This is a genomic window from Nocardia terrae, assembly GCF_009760405.1.
GTDB classification, from domain to species: domain Bacteria; phylum Actinomycetota; class Actinomycetes; order Mycobacteriales; family Mycobacteriaceae; genus Nocardia; species Nocardia terrae.
Genome location: NZ_WRPP01000002.1, coordinates 1117767 through 1135400, shown reverse-complemented (window position 1 = coordinate 1135400; position 17634 = coordinate 1117767). Strand labels below are relative to the sequence as shown.

The following is a 17634-nucleotide window of genomic DNA, read 5'->3' as shown; positions in this document are numbered from 1 at the left end:
CGAGAGGGCGCGGGCCGGCGAGGCTCGACACCGAGCCGCCGCCGGACACCAGCCCCGGCCTCGCTGCCCGTCGAGCAGGGACGGCAGCTCGCGGGCGGCGGGAATGGCGTATTCGACTCGGCCGCAACCAGATACCAGTACCGGACCGTCCCGATGGCGGTCCACGACGCCCAGCGCCGGACCGCGGTGGCCGCAGGCGATGCAGGGCTGGGCGGCGCTGCCTGACACGTTGTCGAAGTGCAGTAGCAGTAGGGAGACGGTCAGAACGCCCAGGGCCAGAAGCTGACGCGGTCAACGCGATCGGACAGGACCTCGAACACCGCTGAGCCTGGAGGAATCCGGTAGTCACGCGACATGCTCGGCTGCCGGAGCCCGGTTCAGGGGGCGCTGAGGAAGACCTCGCGGCGCAGGGATCCGTCGGCGGTGGCCCAGGGGGCGTCGACGTGGCTGCGGTCGCGCTGCAGGGGTGCGCCGGTGTGGAGGCGGCGGTGCAGGCGGATGAGTTCGGCGCCGGCGTTGGCGGAACGGCCGGAGTCGAAGGCGATATCGGTGTGGGTGTCGGTGTCGATGACCGTCGGGCGGAAGCCCGTGTCGGGTATGACGATGTCACCGGGGACGACGTGGACGGTCAGGTCCGGGGTGTCGCTGGTGTTCTGGTCCTGCGGGGTGGCCTTGCCCGCGAGCAGTCGGGCGGCCTGCTCGATGAACACGGTGTCGTGGGCGGCATCGTAGAACCAACGCTGGCCCAGGACACCGTGTTCGGCGGTACCGATCAACGCATGGTCCAGCCCCTCGACCGGTGCGCCGCGATAGGTCATCGGGACCAGATACACCACGGGCTCCTCGCCCGCGGTATCGGTGACGACCATCAGCTCGATGCCGACCTCACCGGCGGGATCGTCGAGGCGGAAGCCGCCCGCCTTGGTCAGCGCGGGCGATCCGGCACCGAGATACCAGTGCCGGGTGGGCAACCACCGCGCCAGCAACTCGAGTTTTCCGGGCTTCACGGTCGTCTCGTGGATCTCGGCCATGCCGTCATCCTGCCAGAGCCGCCGCGATGACGGCGGAAACTCTTGCGGCGGTGCGCTATTGGATCGTTCAACGCAACTTTCGGAAGAACTCCCGCAGATCGCCGATCATCAGATCGGGGACCTCCATGGGCGCGAAATGCCCGCCGCGATCGAACTCCGACCAATGGATCATGGTGTTCTGGCGTTCGGCGAGGCCGCGGATGGTGTTGTTGCCGGGGAACACCGCGACACCGGTCGGCACACCCGAGTCCTCGAGCACCGCGCCCCACTGCCGGGATTCCTTGTACAGGCGCATGGAGGAGCCCGCCGTATCGGTGAACCACAGCACCGACAGATTGGTGAGCAGCATGTCGCGGTCGATGGCGTCGGTCGGGGTCGCCTTGGCCGGATCCTTGAAGGTGTTGACCACGTCGAGCACCCAGGCCGCCAGCGCGGCCGGGGAATCGGCCATCGCGGGGGCCAGGGTCTGCGGGCGGGTGGAGTGCATGCCCGCGTACCCGGAGGTGTCGCGGCTGCTCCAATCCTTCATGCGGGCCAGCTTCCGCTGATCGGCCTCGCTGAAACCGGAACCGTCCTCGTTCCAGGCCGGGATGGTGATGGGATCGTTGACGTGCACCCCGACCAGGTGTTCGGTGGCGAGGCGGCCGATCTGCGGTGCGATGAACGACCCGGCGTCACCACCCTGCACGCCGTAGCGGTCATAGCCCAACTGCGCCATGAGCTTCGCGATCAGCTCGGCGCCGCGCTCGGTGGACGCCTCGCCCGCGCGCTGGGTCGGGCCCGAGAAACCGAACCCCGGCAGGGTCGGAATCACCAGGTGGAACGCGTCTTCCGGGTCACCGCCATGAGCGCAGGGATCGGTGAGCGGGCCGATCATTTCGGTGAAGTCCTCGAAGGGCCAGCCGTGGACCAGGACCAGCGGCAGCGCGTCGGCCTGCGGGGACCGGACGTGGGTGAAGTGCAGGGCCTGGCCGTCGATCTCGGTGCGGAACTGGGGATGGCGATTCAACGCCGCCTCGTGGGTGCGCCAGTCGTATCCGCTCCCCCAGTACTCGCACAGCTCACGCACATAGGCGGTCGGAATGCCGTAGCTCCACCCCACGTCCGGCAGCTCGGCGGGCCAGCGGGTGCGGGCCAGGCGGGCCCGCAGATCCTCGATGTCGGTGTCGGCAATGTCGATTCGGAAGGGCTCGAAGACCGTCATGACACCACCGTAGGAGGGAACTAGGTCAGTGGCAGTCCTATACCGGCGACCGTTTCCCTCCTGTTCGTCGCGTTCTACGCTGGCGTGCAAGCGATTCAGCCGCGACGAGGCGGCGCGTGTGAAGGGATACGGCATCGTGAGCAACGCATACCCGCCCGGACCGCCGGTGCCCAGTGCCGTCCAGACCGCCCTGTACGCCAGATGGCGCGGTGCGATGCTGCGCGCGGCGGCCCGCCGCTACGGGGATGTGTTCACCCTGCATCTGGTCGCGCCCTATGCCGAGAATCTGGTGGTGTTCTCGCGCCCCGAGCACATTCGCGAGATCTTCGCCGCCGATCCGGCGGATCTGCATGCCGGGGAGGGCAATCGGCTGCTGGTCCACATCATGGGTGAGCATTCGCTGCTGCTCACCGACGAGGACGAGCACGCGCGGGCACGGCGGCTGCTCATGCCCGCCTTCGTGGGTTCCTCGCTGCGCGGCTACCGGACCCTGGTCGAGGCCATCGCCAAGGCGCATGTCGACCGGTGGGCGTCCGGATCGACCGTGCACACCCTCGATCGCATGAACGAACTGACACTCGATGTCATCATGCAGGTGGTGTTCGGCATGACCGACGAACGCCGCCGCGACGAGCTGGCACCGCGCCTGCGCCGGATCGTGAACATCAATCCGATCATGTTCTTCGGCTGGAAGTACCCGCGGCTGCAGCGGCACGGGCCGTGGAAGCGCTTCGACGACAACCAGAAAGCCATCGACGAGCTGCTCTACAGCGAGATCTCCGAGCGTCGCGCGCATCCGGATCTGGACGGCCGCGCCGATGTGCTGTCGCGGCTGCTCGCGGCGGGATCCGGCGAGAACCCCTCCGACGCACCGCTGTCCGACGCCGAGCTGCGCGACCAACTGGTGACACTGCTGCTGGCCGGGCACGAGACCACCGCCTCGGCGCTGTCGTGGGCCTGCCATGAACTGGCCGCCAACCCGCAGATCCAGGCGCAGGCGCGCCAGGCCGCCCACGACGGCGACGAAAAGTATCTGGAGGCGGTGCTCAAGGAGGCCATGCGCCTGCACACCGTGATCGCGGCGACCGGGCGGAAACTCACGCGCGATATGACCATCGGCGGTTACGCGCTGCCCAAGGGCACCGTGGTGTCGACCTCCATCCTGCTGGCTCACCAGCGGGCCGAGGCCTTCCCGGACGCGCTGGCCTTCCGGCCGGAGCGGTTCCTCGACGGATCGGTGGCGGCGAACACCTGGCTGCCGTTCGGCGGCGGCGTCCGGCGCTGCATCGGGGCCGGGTTCTCCCTGATGGAGGGCACGGCCGTGCTGCGCGAAATCCTCACGCGCTACCGGCTTTCGCTGCCCGCCGGGGTGACCGACGAGCCGTCCCGGATTCGCAACATCACCCATGTGCCCGCGCACGGTGCGCCGGTGGTGGTGACCGCGGACAATTCGGTGCCGGTGTAGGCCGCTATCCGGTCACCGGGTGCACCTGCAGAGCACAGGTGTCGATCGTCACTGTGACGGTGCGGGTATCGGTCGAATTGGGCGGTGTGACAGCCAAACTCGTGTACAGCGGGCACCCGTTCCCGGCGGCGTCGAAGGCCACGCCTTCCACCACCGCGCTCGCCGGATGGCCCGACTGCAGCGTCACCATCGGAGGCTCATCGCTGCCTTGCGGAAGCCCGCCCATATAGCCGCGCGGAGTGCGGTCGGCGTGGACCAGCGGGCCACCCGCGCCGGAGTCGACACCCGGATAACCCGACAGGGTGCACGGGGCCGCGCCGGCGGCGAGGGAGAAGGTGAGTTTCACGCCGCGGTGACCGGTTCCGGGCGACATGACCTCCGCGGTGACATCGACCTGCCCGGACCCACACGGATCGAACCGGGCGAAGGGGGCCGTGGGTGCGGCCGAGGCAGCCGGTGCGGTGGCTTGCGACGTGGTCGCGCCGCCGGGGGCGGCGGAAGTGGCGGGTGGCGGTGAGGTCGTGCTCGTACCGGACGAACACGCTGCCGCAGCGATGGCCAGTGCCCCGACCGCGATAGCGAAAATCCCTCTGCGAAAGCGCATTTCCCGACTCCTCCCGATTCGGAAACCTCGGCGAACCCGACCGGTCGCCGCACCGTCCAGACTAGGTTCGCCCGGGAAATTCGGCCGTCCGCCGCCCGTGGTCGCGCGCAGCGAATTCCGAGCACTCGGGGCATTCGCTCAGCACCGGATGGCTGCATTCGGCCAGGTGCCCGAGAAAGCGATCCGTGTCCTGGAGCAGGGCGATGCGCTCGCGGACCTCGGCGCGACGCCGCGCGATCATGGCCATGCGATCATCGCAGGCGCCCAGCCCCAGCTGGCGAATCTGATCCAGCGACAGCCCCGTTCGCTGCAGCTTCTGGATCACCCGCGCGTAACCGAGGATGTCCTCGTTGTAGCTGCGATGCCCCGACGGGCTGCGCGGCGGCCTGAGCAGGCCGACCGACTCCCAGTGCCGCAGCACGTGGGTCTCCACCCCGAGTGCCGCGGCGGCATCACCGATTCTCATGTCCTGGACAGCGGTCACGAGTCACCCCTTTACTTCATGTCGACCTTAAGTATTAGCGTGCCGCCATGACAACTGCTGACCGTCACGCCCTGGTCTTCGGGGCGACCGGTTTCCTCGGGCGGCACCTGATCCTGGCGCTGGATCGCGCCGGTGTCCGCATCATCGCCGCCACGCGCAGCGCCACTTCGTTCACCGAACTGACCGCCTGGCTCGGCGACCGTGGACGCGGGGTCACGCCCACGGAGGTGCGGGTCGATTTCGATTCCGCCGCACCGGTTTCCGGGGACGAATCCCGAAGGGCCGAGGTGAGCGAGTTCTACAACTGCGCGGGTGCCTACCGGCGGGGAATGACCGAGGCGCAGGCGCGTCACGCGAATGTCGACAGCGTCCGTTCGCTCATCTCCTTCGCGGCACGGCTGCCGAAGCTGGCGCGAGTGGTGCACGTTTCCGGCTACCCAAGACCCGTACACGTCATCACGGGCAGCGACGACCCGCTCACCGACGAAGCCCGTGACCTGCTCGAATCCCTGGGCCCGCGAATCGAAGTCACCGCCGTCGCAGGAGCCGGTCATCATCCGCAACTGACCCATCCCGAGGAGCTGACCACCGCCCTGACCCGGCACACCGTGCCGCAATCATCCATCGATCCGAAGGATTAGTCCCGCCATGTCCGATTCAGCCCGCAATCCCAGCCTGTTCCAATGCTGCGCCGCCGCAACCAGTTCCGCGCACGGCGCGGTCCGGCCGCGACGCATCGACCAGCGATTCCTGCGCTCGCTCACCGACGCCGGACTGCCCACGCCCACCCGCACGGTCGCGGTGACGGCGCTCGCCCAGGTGCCGCGCTCGGTGCCGACCGCGGCCGTGGTGGAAGGCGTGTTCACGCCGCGCCGCATCGACAGCTCGCTCACCTCGTTCGTCGTGCAGCATCCCGAGGCGACCTTCATCGTCGACCCGAGCTTCTGCCTCGACGCCGAGCACCGCGCCATCGCGCAACTGCCGGGCCTGCTCCGGCCCGCCGTGCGGCCGCCCGCCGACGCCATCGCCACCGTCACCGCGCTGCGAGCCGAACCCGGGCTGCCCGCACTCGATTTCGCCCTGCCCACCCACGCCCATTGGGACCACGTCTGCGGACTGCTGGACCTGCCCGGACTGCCGGTGCACCTGCACCAGGTGGAGCGGGACTGGGTCATGGCGGGACCGGTGCCGCCGGTCGGCGGCGTGCGCGATTCGCTGGTGAATCGACCGGTGGCGGAATACGAGCTCGACGGCCCGCCCGTGCTCACCTTCACGCGCAGCCGGGACCTGTTCGGCGACGGCAGCGTGGTGCTGGTCGACCTGGCCGGTCACACGCCGGGCAGCGTCGGGGTGCTCGCCCACACCGCGCGCGGATGGGTGCTCTTGGCGGGCGATGCGGCCTGGCACGCGCTGCAGATCGAGAAGGTTCGCCAGAAGTCCGGGTTCCCAGGCCTTTTCGTCGACGAGAACCGGGAGCTTACCTTCAAAACCCTGCACCGGCTGCACCTGGCCCAGCAGGTCGTGCGAGTTGTCCCCACCCATGACCACGATGCCGCACAGCACCTGGCGGCACCCCGTTCACAGGCCGCCGAACCGCTACGGTGAGCGCATGGGGATCACCGTGCGTCCGGCACAAATGTCCGATATTCCGGAAGTGGCGCGAGTATTGGGCATCGCGTTCACCGATGATCCGCTCTTCGAGTGGTTGATACGCGACGACGCGGGCCGGGCGCGCCGGATCGCGGTGCTGTTCGCGGCGCAGGCGCGGCATCATTTCATGCCGCTGGGCGGGGTGGAGGTGGCCTGCAATGACGCGAATTCCATCGTGGGCGTGGCACTTTGGGCGCCGCCCGGGCATTGGCATGTCGCCGACGCGGACACGCTGCGGCAGTTGCCGGCGCTGGTCCGCTCGTTCCGGCACCGATTACCGGTGGTGGCCCGCATGGCCGACACGATGATGGCCGCCCATCCCCGCGAACCGCACTGGTATCTGGCCGCGATCGGCACCCTGCCCGGTGTGCGCGGACAGGGTTACGGGCGAGAACTGCTCAACTCCCGCCTGGATCGCTGCGACGCCGAGGGCCTGCCCGCCTATCTGGAATCCAGCAAACCCAGCAATGTCCCCTACTACGAACGCTTCGGCTTCGAGGTCACCACCACCCTCGACGCCACCGAGGGCGGTCCGCCGCTCTGGCCCATGTGGCGTAACCCCCGCTGACAAGAAATGCGCTGCTGCGGGCCGCCTTTCGGCGATTGCCCGCAGCAGCGCATTCCGGTGGGTCAGGGTTTGGTCGCCATACCACCGACCACGAGTTCCTCCCAGACCGTCAGCGCGGGCTGGTGGGCCTCGCTATCGGAGGGTTCGGGACGCCACTGGGCGCAGGGGCGCAGGCCGTCCTCGTCGGGGCTCAGGGTGCCGAAGCAGGCCAGGATCTCCGGATCGGTGCGGAATCGGCCGCGGCCGAAGGCTTCCAGGATCTTGTTCGCGGTGGCGATGGCCTCGCGGGAGGTGCCGGAGCGGAAGTGGGTCAGGAAGATCTTGCTGCCGGAGGGGATGCGGTCGATCCAGTACTGGACCACCCCCGCCGGATCCTCCTCGTCATTGACGAGGCTGAGGGTGATGCCGAACAGCAGGCCCACCGGCTCGTCGAAATTGATCAACCGCTGTACATCGGCGTGCTTCTCGATGCTGCCCGGATCGCGAATATCGGCTTCCACCACCGCGATTGCCTCGTCGACGGCCAGCAGCGCCCGTCCGTGCGCCACCACGAACGGATCATCGTCGACGTAGACCACGCGGGCGTCGGATTGTGCCAGCCGCAGCACCTCGTGCACATTCGTACTCGCGGGCAACCCGCAGCCCATATCGATGATCTGCCGGATCCCCGCCTCCGCCATCACCCGCACGGCGCGCAGGATGGCGTTGCGATTGGTGATGGCCAGCAGTTCCGATCCGGGAAGGTCCTCGATGAAGTAGTCACCGAGGTCCTTGTCGACCCCATAATTGTCGCGGCCGCCGAGCACGTAGCTGTATACGCGCGCCACGCTCGGCCGAGACTGCCTCGCTCGCATGGCATTGGTGTTCAACTCTTACACACCCCTCTTTCCCCCACTGACGATACCGCTGTCTGTCAGGAAATCCTCGGTCATCCAGGCGATCGCCGCCAGTTGTCCGATGTGACGGATCGAGCCTAATTCGTCGCGCTCGCGGCGGCCGGGGTAGTCGGTGCCTGCGCGGTGGTGGTGGGTGCCGGAGCGGCGGTCGTCGTCACCGGGACCTGGGACGTGGTGGTCGGCGCCGGGGTGCCGGTATCGGTCGTCGTGGGCGGTGCGGTGGTGGTCGTATCCGGGATCGGATCCGGGCAGCGCAGATTCGCCGAGCCGATCGAGTTGATCTCCGCGTTCGAGCGCGGGTCGCCCGCGTAGTTGATCAGATCGGTGCACTTGGCCGGTGCCGGGCAGTGACCGGATTGGTCACCGAGACTGTTGATCTCGGCGTTGGAGCGCGGGTCACCGGCGTAGTTGATCTGGTCGGTGCACTTGGCCGTCGGGCTCGGGGTCACGGTGCCCGGATCCTGGACGGGCGAGGCCGCGGGGGTTCCCGGGTCGGGCTGCGGCGCCGACACGTCGCCACCCTGCTGGGGCTGGTTGCCTCCGCCCTGATTGCCCGGATTTCCACCGCCCTGGCTGCCGCCGGGGTTGCCGCCACCGGGCTGCGCCGTCGGCGAACCCGACACCGGCGCACGGGAACTCGTCGATGCCGCGACGGTGCTCGTCACGCTTCCCGACAGCTTCACCGTGGGGCTCGCGACCGACTTGTCCGAATCACTGGAACACCCTGTCACCAGCGCGACAATCGGGATCATCAGCAACACCGCGACGCGCGCGGCCACCTGCGGGCGCGAACGCCCTTCCGCCAAAGCGGACATTCAATCCTCCTGAGCGTGCAGCCCCAGCCCCGACTCATCCGCTGCACCAGAACATCTTCGGCCGGTCCGTACACCGGACCAGCCTTCTCGAATCCAGGGGCGATCGCACCCCGGCTCGAGATTAAGGGCTGTACCAAGCGGCCGCTATCGGTCAACTGCCCATAGTTCTGTGGGCCGCTTATCGATGGAGGTGATCATTTATCGATTGAGCGCTGTGCGACCGTCTGCTGCGCGAGCAATGCATCGAGCTGCTGTTCGGCGCGTTCGGCGCGGGCCAGGGTCTGGGCGCGGGCATCGTCGAGGGCGGCAAGACGTTCGGTGGCCTCCTGGCGCGCCTTCTCCACCGCGGCCGCCGAGTCCTGGCGTACGACGGCGAGATCGGCAGCGGCCTGCCGGCGCGCCTCGGCCAGTTCGGTGCGGGCCCGATCCAGTTCCCCGCGAGCCTGTTTCAACTCGTCCCGGGTCTCGGCGACCACCTGATTGCGCTCGGTGACCGCGGCCTCGGCGCGTTCGATGGTGCGTTCGGCGTCCGCGGCCCGCTGGACGGCGAGATCGCGCTCCGCGCCGGCGGCGGTGATGCGCTGCGCGGACTCGCGGCGGACCTGCTCGATCTCGGCGGTCGCCTTGGACCGGGCCAGTTCGATGTCCTCGCTGGCCTGCTGCCGGGCACACTCGATGTCCTCGGCGGCTTCCCTTCGCACGGTACGGATCTCGGCCTCCGCCTCGGCGCGCGCCGCGAACACATCGTCGGCCGCCTGCTTGGTGACCCGCTCGACCTCCTTCAGCGCGTCATCGCGCGCCGCGAGCGCCTCGGCAATGCGCGCCTCCGCGTTCTCCGCGGCCAGCGCCGCGTCCTCGGCCGCCGATTCGGCTGCCGCCCTGGCCTCCTCGGCATCGCGCCGCGCCTGCTCGGCGGCCACGGTGGCCACCTCGGCCTCGGCAATCCGCCGCGCCGCATCCGCCTGCACCGCCTGTACCTGGGCCTCCGCCACCGCCGGATCCGCCAGCGTCGACAATTCCGCCACCGCGGCGGTCAACGTATTGCCCAACTGATCGGCCAACCCACGAAACTGTCCCAGCAGCTCATCGGCCCGCAGCCGCGCCACGGTCACCGGACCCTGTTGCGTCACAGTGACGTTCGCGGCCGGACTCTCACCCTCCGCCTGCTGCCGCTTCTGCCGCTCCCGCCAGGCCCTCCACCGCGTGTGGTCCGGGTGCTCACAGTATTCCGACGGCCGCCCCGGCCCTCCGGCACGAGTAATCGGTTTAGTGCAGCCCGGGTAGTTGCAGATGCTCGACACCAGAGAATCGTAGCGTTGGTTTCGTCATTTCCAACGGAACAACACGAAACGAATCCCCAAGAGCCTCAAATCGATCCATCTCGTTCTGACCCCCGATAAGTGAACGTTATCGGCGGTCAGGCCGTGCCGTTCTCCCCTAACCCGTTGGATTTATTTCGTTTCCGTTTGGTTGGCACAAACGCTACGAAAGGTCTACGAAACCAATCAAAAACTGGGTAGGCATGTACGCCCGTACCAAATTGGCGCTCAGCCGATCCTGTGGCCGCGCCGCTGGCGCTGGCTGGCTCGGCTGACGTTGGGATGCCGGGACCGAGCGGACCGGGGACGGTGGCGTGGGGGCGGCGCGGTGATCTGGGCCCGGTTGCGCACGAAAGGGTGTGGGGGCCAGGTGGCGGTCATGCTCCAGAGCAAGAGGTTCCGCAGCGGACGGAATGCGGCATGGCCGGCCCGCTCCGCCCATCCGGGTGCCGGGGGTTCCTGTCGCCTCGAGCGGCCTTCGCGCATACGGGCCTCCAGGGCCGCCAGCTCCCGATCCGGATGCGGGTCGGGCGAGGACGCCTCCAGGCACCACAGGGCGATGCGGACCCACAGGGGACGGTATCGGCGCGGGTACAAGGACACTCGGCGATTCCCCCGCATGACAAGAGACCGCAACCCGGGACCCGCGCCCAGATCCACCGACACTCGGTCGGCGTTGAGCTGATTGCGACGGAGGACCGCTCGCTGCCCGAGCATCTGCGCGGCCGCGGCGGCCGTGAGCGCGGCGGCGACCATCGTGCCGAACAGCAGCTGCATCAGTGTGATCAGCCCGATCAGCACACCGAGCTGTCCTGCGGCGGACAGCATCGCGGAGTGGCGCGACGACAATCTGGGCGCCCACCGGGCCGATACTCGCTCGGCCACCCAGAACGGCATCCGCACCGGGCTGCCGCACCAGTAGGAAACCCGGTACCACAACCCGCCGCCGTCGCCGACGAGATGGCCGATCTCATGCCCCAGAACTCCGCGTAGTTCACCTGGCGACAACTCGCGCACCGCCTTCGCCGACATGATGACGAGCCCGCGGTGGTGCGCCTGCCCCAACGGCCCCGGCGAATCCCGCACGCACACCTGAAAAGTCGACTCGGTCAGTCCGATCGCGCGCATGAGACGGCGCCACGCAGGATTCAGTGCCTCGGCTTCTTCGGGCGTCGGCCGACGCGGTAGCACCGAATGAGCGTGACGGTCCGACTCGATCCCATCCCACTTGGGCGTCGGCAGCGCTTCAACGGCGACGCCGCCGATCAGCCACACGCCGGACACGGCCACCGCCGCCCACGGCGCGATCAGACCGCCCAACCGGAACAGCAGCAGACTCGTCAACAACGGAATCGGCCACGAGACGAGCAACATCGCGATCGACCAGGGCAGCGCCTGCCTACGCAACCACCGGCGATAGGCGGCACGCGTTTCCGCGTCGGCAGTCCCGAGGCTCGGAGCAGGTATGACCGGACCCGATGCACGACCGAACATTCGCCCCACCCCCAGCGCGAACCACAAGCTGAAACAACAAGATAGCGAAGGGGTATGACGGTTTCATGCCCTCAGTTCTTCGGGGGCAGACGCTCGCGGGCCGGGCGTGTCTTATGCGAATTCCTCCTGGAGGCAGCGCAAAGCCAGATAGAAGTCCAGACGGTCGGGCAACTCGGCGAGATCGCGGCCGGTGAGGGCTTCGATGCGTTGCAGGCGGTATCGCAGGGTGTTCACGTGAACGTGCAGCCGAGCGGCGCAACGACTCCACGAGCCGGACGCGTCGAGGAAGGCGGCGAGCGTGTCGACCAATTCGGTGCGATGCTCGCGGTCATAGTCCTCCAGGACCCCGATGAGTCGGTTACGGAACAGGATTCGCATGTCCTTGGGAACGAAGGAAAGGAGTGTCAGGCGCGGTGAGAGGTCGCTGCTGGTCGCACTGCGCAGACTCCCGGAGCGCACGGTGGCGATGCGATGCGTGTGGCGCGCATCGTCGATGGCGCGGAGCAGGTTCGACGGGTCGGGTGCGGGACCGCTGGTGCCGATCGACACCCAACCCCGGCCCAGCAGTGGGCGTATACGATCGGCGGCCGCCTCCAGGCAAACGACGAGTTCGTCCTCTTGATCGTCCGCTGTCGCGGGAACGAGCATCAGGTACCCGCCGTCCATCTCGATCGGAACAGAGGACCGATTCCATTGTTGCGCAACATCGTCCAGTAGATCCATCGCAATGGTCGACGCATACGCCGTATTCGTGCTGCTGACCAGGACCGCGTGGTATCGGACGTCCGGCTCCAAGCCGATGCTGACCAGTCGACTTCGCGCGGCGCCGATTTCTCGCATACATCAGATCGATCACCTCGGAGAGCAGTCGCTGTCGCAGAGTGCGCGTTTCGTCGTTGGCGGCACGATCGATGGACAGCAGTGCGCACATGTCGGCGACCATATCGGCGACAACAGGATCGGCGACTCCGTGGTCGTCGTCGACAGCGATATAGGCGGACGGCGCCCGGCGCGGCGCTGGTGCCGCCACCGCGTGAAAGGTTATGCCCCTCCCCTGCGCGGACTTCTGCACGCTGGGAAACATCCAACCGGCCAGCGCTTTTCGATGCAGACTCGCCAGTTCCTCGGCGGGGATGCCTGGAATCTCGCCGATAATGTGGCGTCCGGTCGCCGACAGCGCGGCAGTCGAGACACCGGTGGCCCGCTCCAGATTGGCGAGCAGGCCCATCAAGCCCTCGCCGGCGGCGAAACTCGTCAGCAACGCGCGCCGCGCGGTCACACCGCGTCCTTGGGCTGTGTGGTCACCGATGGCCGCGTGCACCAACTGCGCCACGGCTCCGAAGGAGACGTCGTCGGCGATCGTGAACAGAGGTAAGCCCTTTCGCTCACAGGCCTCCGCAAGTGCGTCGGGAAGAACGTGGATGCGGGCGGTTCCCGCGACCAGCCCCGCGCATCCCGCGGCGGCCAGCGCGGCCACGAAGACCTCGGCATCCCCGGGTTGCCGGTACCAGGTGGTGCTGGTCAGCACGAGTTCGCCGCCGGACAGGTAGGCCATCGGATCGGGCAGATCGGTGGTGTACACCGAGCGCACCGGCCGGCTGGGGGAAACGCCCGACACCACGGGAATCAATCCGAGCTCGGGAATCTCGAGTAGCTCAGCTGCCTGCATGTATGGGCCTCCTGTAAAAACTGGAAAACAAAATATTACGTGCCTGTTTAATTGTTCGCCTGATCGGTTGGAGGATCATACAGCGCAATGGATGTAATTTCATCCGAGTCCGTCGGGTAACGACATACCGCGACACCTGCCTTCGCTTGTTGACTGATCTCACGGCCGAACACAGGCCCGGGAGTCTTCAGGAGTCATCATGGTTTCCCTGTTCAGGAGAATAGGTAGCGGGTCCGATGCCAATCCGATAGGAATCGAAATGGCAGGAACGGAGCCCATCCCTGGCGATAGGCGGCATGGGCGGCCGCGCACGCTCTTCACGCTGTGGTTCGGGGCGAACATCCAGTTCGCAACGCTGTCGGTGGGCGCGCTATCGACCTCGGTGTTCGGGCTCGATCTCATTCCGGCAGCCTGTGCGATCGCTTTGGGCACACTGTTCAGCGCCACTCTTGTTGGACTGTTCTCCACGCGAGGGGCGCGAATCGGAATTGGTCAGCTAATTCAGTCTCGAGGCCCCTTCGGCTGGTTCGGAAACCTCCCCTCGGCGATATTCACCGTTCTCAACGGAGTCGGTTGGTGTGTTGTCGACAGCTTGCTGGGAATCTTTATTTTGCGCAGTCTGCTCGATATCGGATTCACCACGGCTGTCGCGATCGTGGCGGGTGCGCAACTCATTGTTCCGCTGATCGGATATCGATTGATCCATTCCATGGAGAAGTTTCTCTCCGGTGTGCTCGTGATCGCCTTTGCCGTGGTGTCGGTCCTGGCATTCGGGAAGATGGGGTCGAGTGCGGCGGTGGATTCGACGCCGGGTGGCCTGACGGCTTTCGTTCTCACCCTGTCGGTCACCTCCGCGCGGGCTTTGGGTTGGAGTGCGTACTCGTCGGATTACAGCCGCTACCTACCCGCGGACACGCCCCCGGCGCGAACCTTCCTTGCCGCGGCGGGCGGGTCGGCGGTCGCCGGAATATGGATCGGCGTGCTGGGCGCGGCACTCGGCACGGTCGGAAAGATCACCGAACCCACAAGTCTGATAAGCCATCTCGTTCCGGGCATGACCGCAAAACTGATCTTGGTCACGCTTCTCGCCTCGACCCTCGCATCCACCGTGCTCGACCTCTACTCCGGATCGATGGCTGCGCTGGTCGCGGGTGTCCGAGTTCCGCGCTGGCTGTCGGTTATCGGAGTATGTGGCGTCAGCACGGTACTCACCTTGTGGGTGGGTGAACACGGCTTCGCTGGGCATTTCCAGGATTTCCTGTTGCTCACCAGTTACTGGGTGGCACCCTGGGCGGCCGTCAACCTGGTGGCATTTTGGTGGCGTGAACGTGGCCGTAATCCGCGGATCGGCGAGCTCTACGACACCGGGCATCGATTCGGCTGGGGATTGCCCGCCACCTTGGTCGGAGTGATCGCGTCGGTGCCGTTCATGACCCAGAGTCTCTACACCGGTCCGGTGGCCGCGAAATTTCCGGCCCTCGGCGCATGCGGACAGCTCATCGGGTTCACCGCCGCAGGACTCACATACCTCGGTTTGACCGCACGGAAAGCAGCTCCCGCACCGATGCTCGCTGTCGACGCCGAATGAGCCGACGCAGAAATGAATCATGTACAGACCGGAGGAAACCCTTGTCTCAGAACTCGAGTCGAAGCGATGAACAGTATCTTCTCAGGGCTATCGAACTGGCTGCTCTCGCCCGAGTGCGCGGCAACCATCCGTTCGGCGCACTGCTGGTGATGGATGGCGACACGGTGCTCGTCGCGGGGAACACCGTCGTCACCGAGCGAGACGCTACCGGGCACGCCGAGGTCAACGTGGTGCGCCAGGCGACACGCAGGTTCTCCGCTGAGGAGCTGCACACGGCCAGCCTGTACACCAGCACCGAACCCTGTGCGATGTGCGCAGGCGCGGTGTACTGGAGTGGAATCGGACGGGTGGTGTACGCACTCGGCGAGGACGAGCTGCTCGCGCTGACGGGCGCACACCACGAAAACCCGACCATGGCACTGCCCTGCCGGACGGTGTTCGCCGCCGGCCAGCGCCGCGTCGAGGTCGAGGGACCTTTCCTGGCCGACCGGGCGGCCGCCGTACATGCCGGATTCTGGCAGTAGAGGCAGACGGCTTCCGGTGTTCGACGAGCACGACCGGTGACCGCGGCCGGGTTCCACGCGGACCTGGTGCGCGTCAGTCCGGCAGCCAGTGCAGGTCGTGTACGAGGGCTTTGGCGATGGTGCGGATGCGGTGGTGGAGTGGGGACTGCTCGCGTGGGAGGACCAGGTGGAACGTCATGGTGGGTGCGCCGTGTAGCGGTCGCCATGTGAGACCGGCCGTTTGGGTTATGACCGCTGTTTCACCGGACGGGGCGAGGATGAGTCCGGCGCGCAGGTCCTGCTGAGACATGTCGAAGGAGACCGCGGGCGTGATGAATCGGGGGTTCGGCCGGGTGTCCCGGAATATCGCGGCCAGTTGATCGTGGATCACAGGGTTGGACGCACGGTCGGGGAGTCGCAGCGGGTAGGCGGCCGCGTCGGCGATCTCGATCTCCGGGTGTCCCGCCAGCGGATGATGTTGGGCCAGTTGGACACCGATGCGCATGCGGCGCAGCAGGAAGCGGCGCACGCCACGGCCCGGCTGTTCACCGCGGGTGATCCCGGCATCGATGCGGCCGTCGGCGACCGCCGGGGTGATGTCCGGCGTGGCCATCGGGACCGCGCCGACCTCGAGTCCCGGGCTGCTGCGAATGAGCCTGTCCACCAAGGCCGGTGCCGTCTCGGCCCCGGCACTGAGGCTGTATCCGATGCGCAGCGTGCCCAGTTCACCGGCCCCCGCATTCCGGGCGGCATCCCACGCCCGGTCCAACGCCGCCAGCGCTGGCGGCGCGGACTCCGCCAATGCCGCACCGGCCGTGGTCAACACGACGCTCCGCGTATTCCGAACCAGCAGACTCGTCCCGAGCTCCGCCTCCAACCGGCGCATCCGGGCACTGAGCGCAGGCTGCGCGATCCCGATCCGCGCGGCCGCCCGAGTGAAGTTCAACTCCTGCGCCAGCACCAGAAAATACCGCAAGCTCACCGTATCCGGCGCCACATGCCCTCCCCCGCCAATTGATAACGATCCGTTCTAAGCCTATCCCGTACCGGTCTTTCCCCCGACCACCCATCAAGCCCTAACCTGCGCATATGACGTTTCAACCGACCGCGGTACTACACATCGCCCCAGCCCTGACCGGAGGCCACCATGCATAGATTGCTGGTCCTCTACCCCAAACCCGCCGACCCCGACCACTTCCGCGACTACTACGTCAACAACCACCTCCCCTTGGTCAAGAACTGGCCCGGCCTCCTCGCCTGGCGCTACACCTTCGACGTAGCGTCCACCAACGGAGACTCCCCCTACTTCGCCGTCTTCGAAGCCGACTTCCCCACCGCCACCGCCATGGCCGAAGCCCAAGCCTCAGAACACGGCCAACGCCTCACCGCCGACGTCCCCAACTACGCCACCGGCGGCGTGGTCGTCATCCACTACCCGGTGCAGAACAGCACCGCCTGAGGCCGGATGTCACGGTGGTTGACGCGTACATGCGACGCGAATCGTGCTCGCCCAACCACCGAGACACCACCTGGCCGATCGACGCTCGCCGTCTGCCAGCGGACTGCCAGCGCGGGCGACGATCCTTGCGCGAGTTAGGATTCGAATTCCGTGAGAAGGGATCACCATGATCGAATCGTTGCCGTCTACCGCGGTTGTCCGTGTCGGGCGCGCCAGCTTCGACCCGGCCGGGTTCGAGGGGTTCGAGGCGCTGATCAGTCGGCAGGCCGAGTATCTGATCCCGGCCATCGAGGAATTGCCGGGGCTGTTGCGCTGGTTCACCGGTGTTTCTCCGGAGGGCTCGACGGTGCAGGTCAGTATTTGGGATAGCGAAGAGCATGCCCGGCAGATGGATACGTTGAGGAAGATGGCGGTGGTCGCGCGGGGGGAGATGGAGGCGATCGGGGGTGTCTTCGAACGGCCGATCATCAACTACCCGATCGACTGGGCCATCGAACCCACCGCGGCCGGGTCGTTGCCTTCGAGCGCAGTCATTCATGTCGCACGAGGTAGCTTCGACCCGAGCCGGTTCGGGGAGGTCGACGCGCTGGCCGTGAAACAAGCGGATTATCTGGTTCCGGCCATCGGGGCGCTGCCGGGATTGCTGCACTGGTATACGGCCGTCTCACCGGTGGGTTCGATCGTGAACATCAGCATCTGGGATACCGGCGAGCACGCCGAGCAGATGTACACGCTGAAGGAGATGGCCGAAATCGCGCGCGGGGAGTTCACGGCGCTCGGTGCGTTGACCTTCGCCCCGATCGTCGACTACCCGATCGTCTGGAGCATCTGAGCTGATCCGGCGCCGCCCGCGCGAGCCGAGCTCTCGAATGCGAAAACCGGTGC

19 protein-coding genes and 1 pseudogene are annotated in these 17634 nt (G+C 67.1%); 9 read left to right on the top strand and 11 right to left on the bottom strand.

The features are described from left to right. Nucleotides 1–377: 377 nt before the first annotated feature. Together GPX89_RS15310 and GPX89_RS15305 are read right to left on the bottom strand one after the other, a co-directional pair. Nucleotides 378–1031, bottom strand: coding sequence for a maltokinase N-terminal cap-like domain-containing protein (locus GPX89_RS15310; RefSeq protein ID WP_157388049.1), 654 nt, complete (start codon nucleotides 1029–1031; stop codon nucleotides 378–380). Nucleotides 1032–1098: 67 nt separating this feature from the next. Continuing rightward, nucleotides 1099–2235 carry an epoxide hydrolase family protein gene (locus tag GPX89_RS15305; protein ID WP_157388048.1) on the bottom strand — a complete coding sequence of 379 codons (1137 nt, stop codon included), beginning with the start codon at nucleotides 2233–2235 and terminating at the stop codon, nucleotides 1099–1101. Nucleotides 2236–2371: 136 nt separating this feature from the next. On the opposite strand from GPX89_RS15305, the gene GPX89_RS15300 reads away from it, so the two are divergent. Further along, nucleotides 2372–3700, top strand: a complete 1329-nt coding sequence (locus GPX89_RS15300) for a cytochrome P450 (protein WP_328601850.1) — start codon at nucleotides 2372–2374, stop codon at nucleotides 3698–3700. 4 nt (nucleotides 3701–3704) lie between these two features. Here the strand turns inward: GPX89_RS15300 and GPX89_RS15295 are convergent, their stop codons facing one another. Beyond that, entirely contained in the window at nucleotides 3705–4304 is a 600-nt protein-coding gene (locus GPX89_RS15295; RefSeq protein WP_157388047.1) for a DUF4232 domain-containing protein, read from the bottom strand. A 61-nt stretch (nucleotides 4305–4365) separates the two neighbouring features. Next, entirely contained in the window at nucleotides 4366–4788 is a 423-nt protein-coding gene (locus tag GPX89_RS15290; RefSeq protein ID WP_157388046.1) for a MerR family transcriptional regulator, read from the bottom strand. Between the two features lie 47 nt (nucleotides 4789–4835). Here GPX89_RS15290 and GPX89_RS15285 point away from each other — a divergent pair, with 47 nt between their 5' ends. The 3 genes from GPX89_RS15285 to GPX89_RS15275 are packed head-to-tail and all read left to right on the top strand — an operon-like array spanning nucleotide 4836 to nucleotide 7006. Next, nucleotides 4836–5429: an SDR family oxidoreductase gene (locus GPX89_RS15285; protein WP_157388045.1), complete on the top strand. Its 594-nt coding sequence runs from the start codon at nucleotides 4836–4838 to the stop codon at nucleotides 5427–5429. 7 nt (nucleotides 5430–5436) lie between these two features. Continuing rightward, the gene (locus GPX89_RS15280) at nucleotides 5437–6393 is read left to right on the top strand and encodes an MBL fold metallo-hydrolase (protein WP_157388044.1); all 957 of its coding nucleotides are present in this window, start codon (nucleotides 5437–5439) and stop codon (nucleotides 6391–6393) included. Nucleotides 6394–6397: 4 nt separating this feature from the next. Further along, on the top strand, nucleotides 6398–7006 hold the full coding sequence (locus GPX89_RS15275) for a GNAT family N-acetyltransferase (RefSeq protein WP_157388043.1): 609 nt from the start codon (nucleotides 6398–6400) through the stop codon (nucleotides 7004–7006). A 62-nt stretch (nucleotides 7007–7068) separates the two neighbouring features. On the opposite strand, the gene GPX89_RS15270 is transcribed toward GPX89_RS15275, so the two are convergent. The 5 genes from GPX89_RS15270 to GPX89_RS43840 form a co-directional block, all read right to left on the bottom strand. Continuing rightward, nucleotides 7069–7860, bottom strand: a complete 792-nt coding sequence (locus GPX89_RS15270; RefSeq protein WP_157388042.1) for an SAM-dependent methyltransferase — start codon at nucleotides 7858–7860, stop codon at nucleotides 7069–7071. Nucleotides 7861–7979: 119 nt separating this feature from the next. Next, the gene (locus GPX89_RS15265) at nucleotides 7980–8717 is read right to left on the bottom strand and encodes a hypothetical protein (protein WP_198347444.1); all 738 of its coding nucleotides are present in this window, start codon (nucleotides 8715–8717) and stop codon (nucleotides 7980–7982) included. A gap of 194 nt (nucleotides 8718–8911) precedes the next feature. Further along, nucleotides 8912–9847, bottom strand: coding sequence for a coiled-coil domain-containing protein (locus GPX89_RS15260; protein ID WP_328601849.1), 936 nt, complete (start codon nucleotides 9845–9847; stop codon nucleotides 8912–8914). Between the two features lie 417 nt (nucleotides 9848–10264). Beyond that, nucleotides 10265–11443: a M48 family metalloprotease gene (locus tag GPX89_RS15255; RefSeq protein ID WP_157388041.1), complete on the bottom strand. Its 1179-nt coding sequence runs from the start codon at nucleotides 11441–11443 to the stop codon at nucleotides 10265–10267. A gap of 198 nt (nucleotides 11444–11641) precedes the next feature. Continuing rightward, nucleotides 11642–12370 carry a PucR family transcriptional regulator gene (locus GPX89_RS43840; protein WP_235947154.1) on the bottom strand — a complete coding sequence of 243 codons (729 nt, stop codon included), beginning with the start codon at nucleotides 12368–12370 and terminating at the stop codon, nucleotides 11642–11644. Between GPX89_RS43840 and GPX89_RS43835 the strand changes: the two genes are divergently transcribed. Further along, a complete protein-coding gene (locus GPX89_RS43835) occupies nucleotides 12258–12905 on the top strand; it encodes a hypothetical protein (RefSeq protein WP_198347466.1) in 648 nt (215 codons plus the stop codon). The two genes, GPX89_RS43840 and GPX89_RS43835, sit on opposite strands and share 113 nt — an antisense overlap. Here the strand turns inward: GPX89_RS43835 and GPX89_RS46235 are convergent. Then, nucleotides 12897–13199, bottom strand: a pseudogene (locus GPX89_RS46235) (PucR family transcriptional regulator ligand-binding domain-containing protein); the annotation flags it as partial. The gene GPX89_RS43835 and the pseudogene GPX89_RS46235 overlap by 9 nt on opposite strands. Nucleotides 13200–13398: 199 nt before the next feature. Between GPX89_RS46235 and GPX89_RS15240 the strand changes: the two are divergent. Continuing rightward, complete coding sequence (locus GPX89_RS15240; RefSeq protein ID WP_157388038.1) at nucleotides 13399–14787, top strand: purine-cytosine permease family protein; 1389 nt, start codon at nucleotides 13399–13401, stop codon at nucleotides 14785–14787. Between the two features lie 41 nt (nucleotides 14788–14828). Further along, the gene (locus GPX89_RS15235) at nucleotides 14829–15311 is read left to right on the top strand and encodes a nucleoside deaminase (protein WP_235947152.1); all 483 of its coding nucleotides are present in this window, start codon (nucleotides 14829–14831) and stop codon (nucleotides 15309–15311) included. 73 nt (nucleotides 15312–15384) lie between these two features. Here GPX89_RS15235 and GPX89_RS15230 read toward each other — a convergent pair whose 3' ends face one another. Beyond that, on the bottom strand, nucleotides 15385–16287 hold the full coding sequence (locus GPX89_RS15230; protein WP_328601848.1) for a LysR family transcriptional regulator: 903 nt from the start codon (nucleotides 16285–16287) through the stop codon (nucleotides 15385–15387). A gap of 150 nt (nucleotides 16288–16437) precedes the next feature. On the opposite strand from GPX89_RS15230, the gene GPX89_RS15225 reads away from it, so the two are divergent. Both GPX89_RS15225 and GPX89_RS44600 read left to right on the top strand, forming a co-directional pair. Then, nucleotides 16438–16749, top strand: a complete 312-nt coding sequence (locus tag GPX89_RS15225) for an EthD family reductase (protein ID WP_157388036.1) — start codon at nucleotides 16438–16440, stop codon at nucleotides 16747–16749. A gap of 166 nt (nucleotides 16750–16915) precedes the next feature. Beyond that, nucleotides 16916–17581, top strand: a complete 666-nt coding sequence (locus GPX89_RS44600; RefSeq protein WP_235947150.1) for a hypothetical protein — start codon at nucleotides 16916–16918, stop codon at nucleotides 17579–17581. The last annotated feature ends 53 nt before the right edge of the window (nucleotides 17582–17634 follow it).

Bases quoted from the DNA above. Each gene is read 5' to 3' on its own strand.
- GPX89_RS15310 (WP_157388049.1), bottom strand. From the start codon at position 1,031: ATGGCCGAGATCCACGAGACGACCGTGAAGCCCGGAAAACTCGAGTTG.
- GPX89_RS15305 (WP_157388048.1), bottom strand. From the start codon at position 2,235: ATGACGGTCTTCGAGCCCTTCCGAATCGACATTGCCGACACCGACATC.
- GPX89_RS15295 (WP_157388047.1), bottom strand. From the start codon at position 4,304: ATGCGCTTTCGCAGAGGGATTTTCGCTATCGCGGTCGGGGCACTGGCC.
- GPX89_RS15285 (WP_157388045.1), top strand. From the start codon at position 4,836: ATGACAACTGCTGACCGTCACGCCCTGGTCTTCGGGGCGACCGGTTTC.
- GPX89_RS15280 (WP_157388044.1), top strand. From the start codon at position 5,437: ATGTCCGATTCAGCCCGCAATCCCAGCCTGTTCCAATGCTGCGCCGCC.
- GPX89_RS15275 (WP_157388043.1), top strand. From the start codon at position 6,398: ATGGGGATCACCGTGCGTCCGGCACAAATGTCCGATATTCCGGAAGTG.
- GPX89_RS15270 (WP_157388042.1), bottom strand. From the start codon at position 7,860: ATGCGAGCGAGGCAGTCTCGGCCGAGCGTGGCGCGCGTATACAGCTAC.
- GPX89_RS15265 (WP_198347444.1), bottom strand. From the start codon at position 8,717: ATGTCCGCTTTGGCGGAAGGGCGTTCGCGCCCGCAGGTGGCCGCGCGC.
- GPX89_RS43835 (WP_198347466.1), top strand. From the start codon at position 12,258: ATGGTCGACGCATACGCCGTATTCGTGCTGCTGACCAGGACCGCGTGG.
- GPX89_RS43840 (WP_235947154.1), bottom strand. From the start codon at position 12,370: ATGCGAGAAATCGGCGCCGCGCGAAGTCGACTGGTCAGCATCGGCTTG.
- GPX89_RS15240 (WP_157388038.1), top strand. From the start codon at position 13,399: ATGGTTTCCCTGTTCAGGAGAATAGGTAGCGGGTCCGATGCCAATCCG.
- GPX89_RS15225 (WP_157388036.1), top strand. From the start codon at position 16,438: ATGCATAGATTGCTGGTCCTCTACCCCAAACCCGCCGACCCCGACCAC.
- GPX89_RS44600 (WP_235947150.1), top strand. From the start codon at position 16,916: ATGATCGAATCGTTGCCGTCTACCGCGGTTGTCCGTGTCGGGCGCGCC.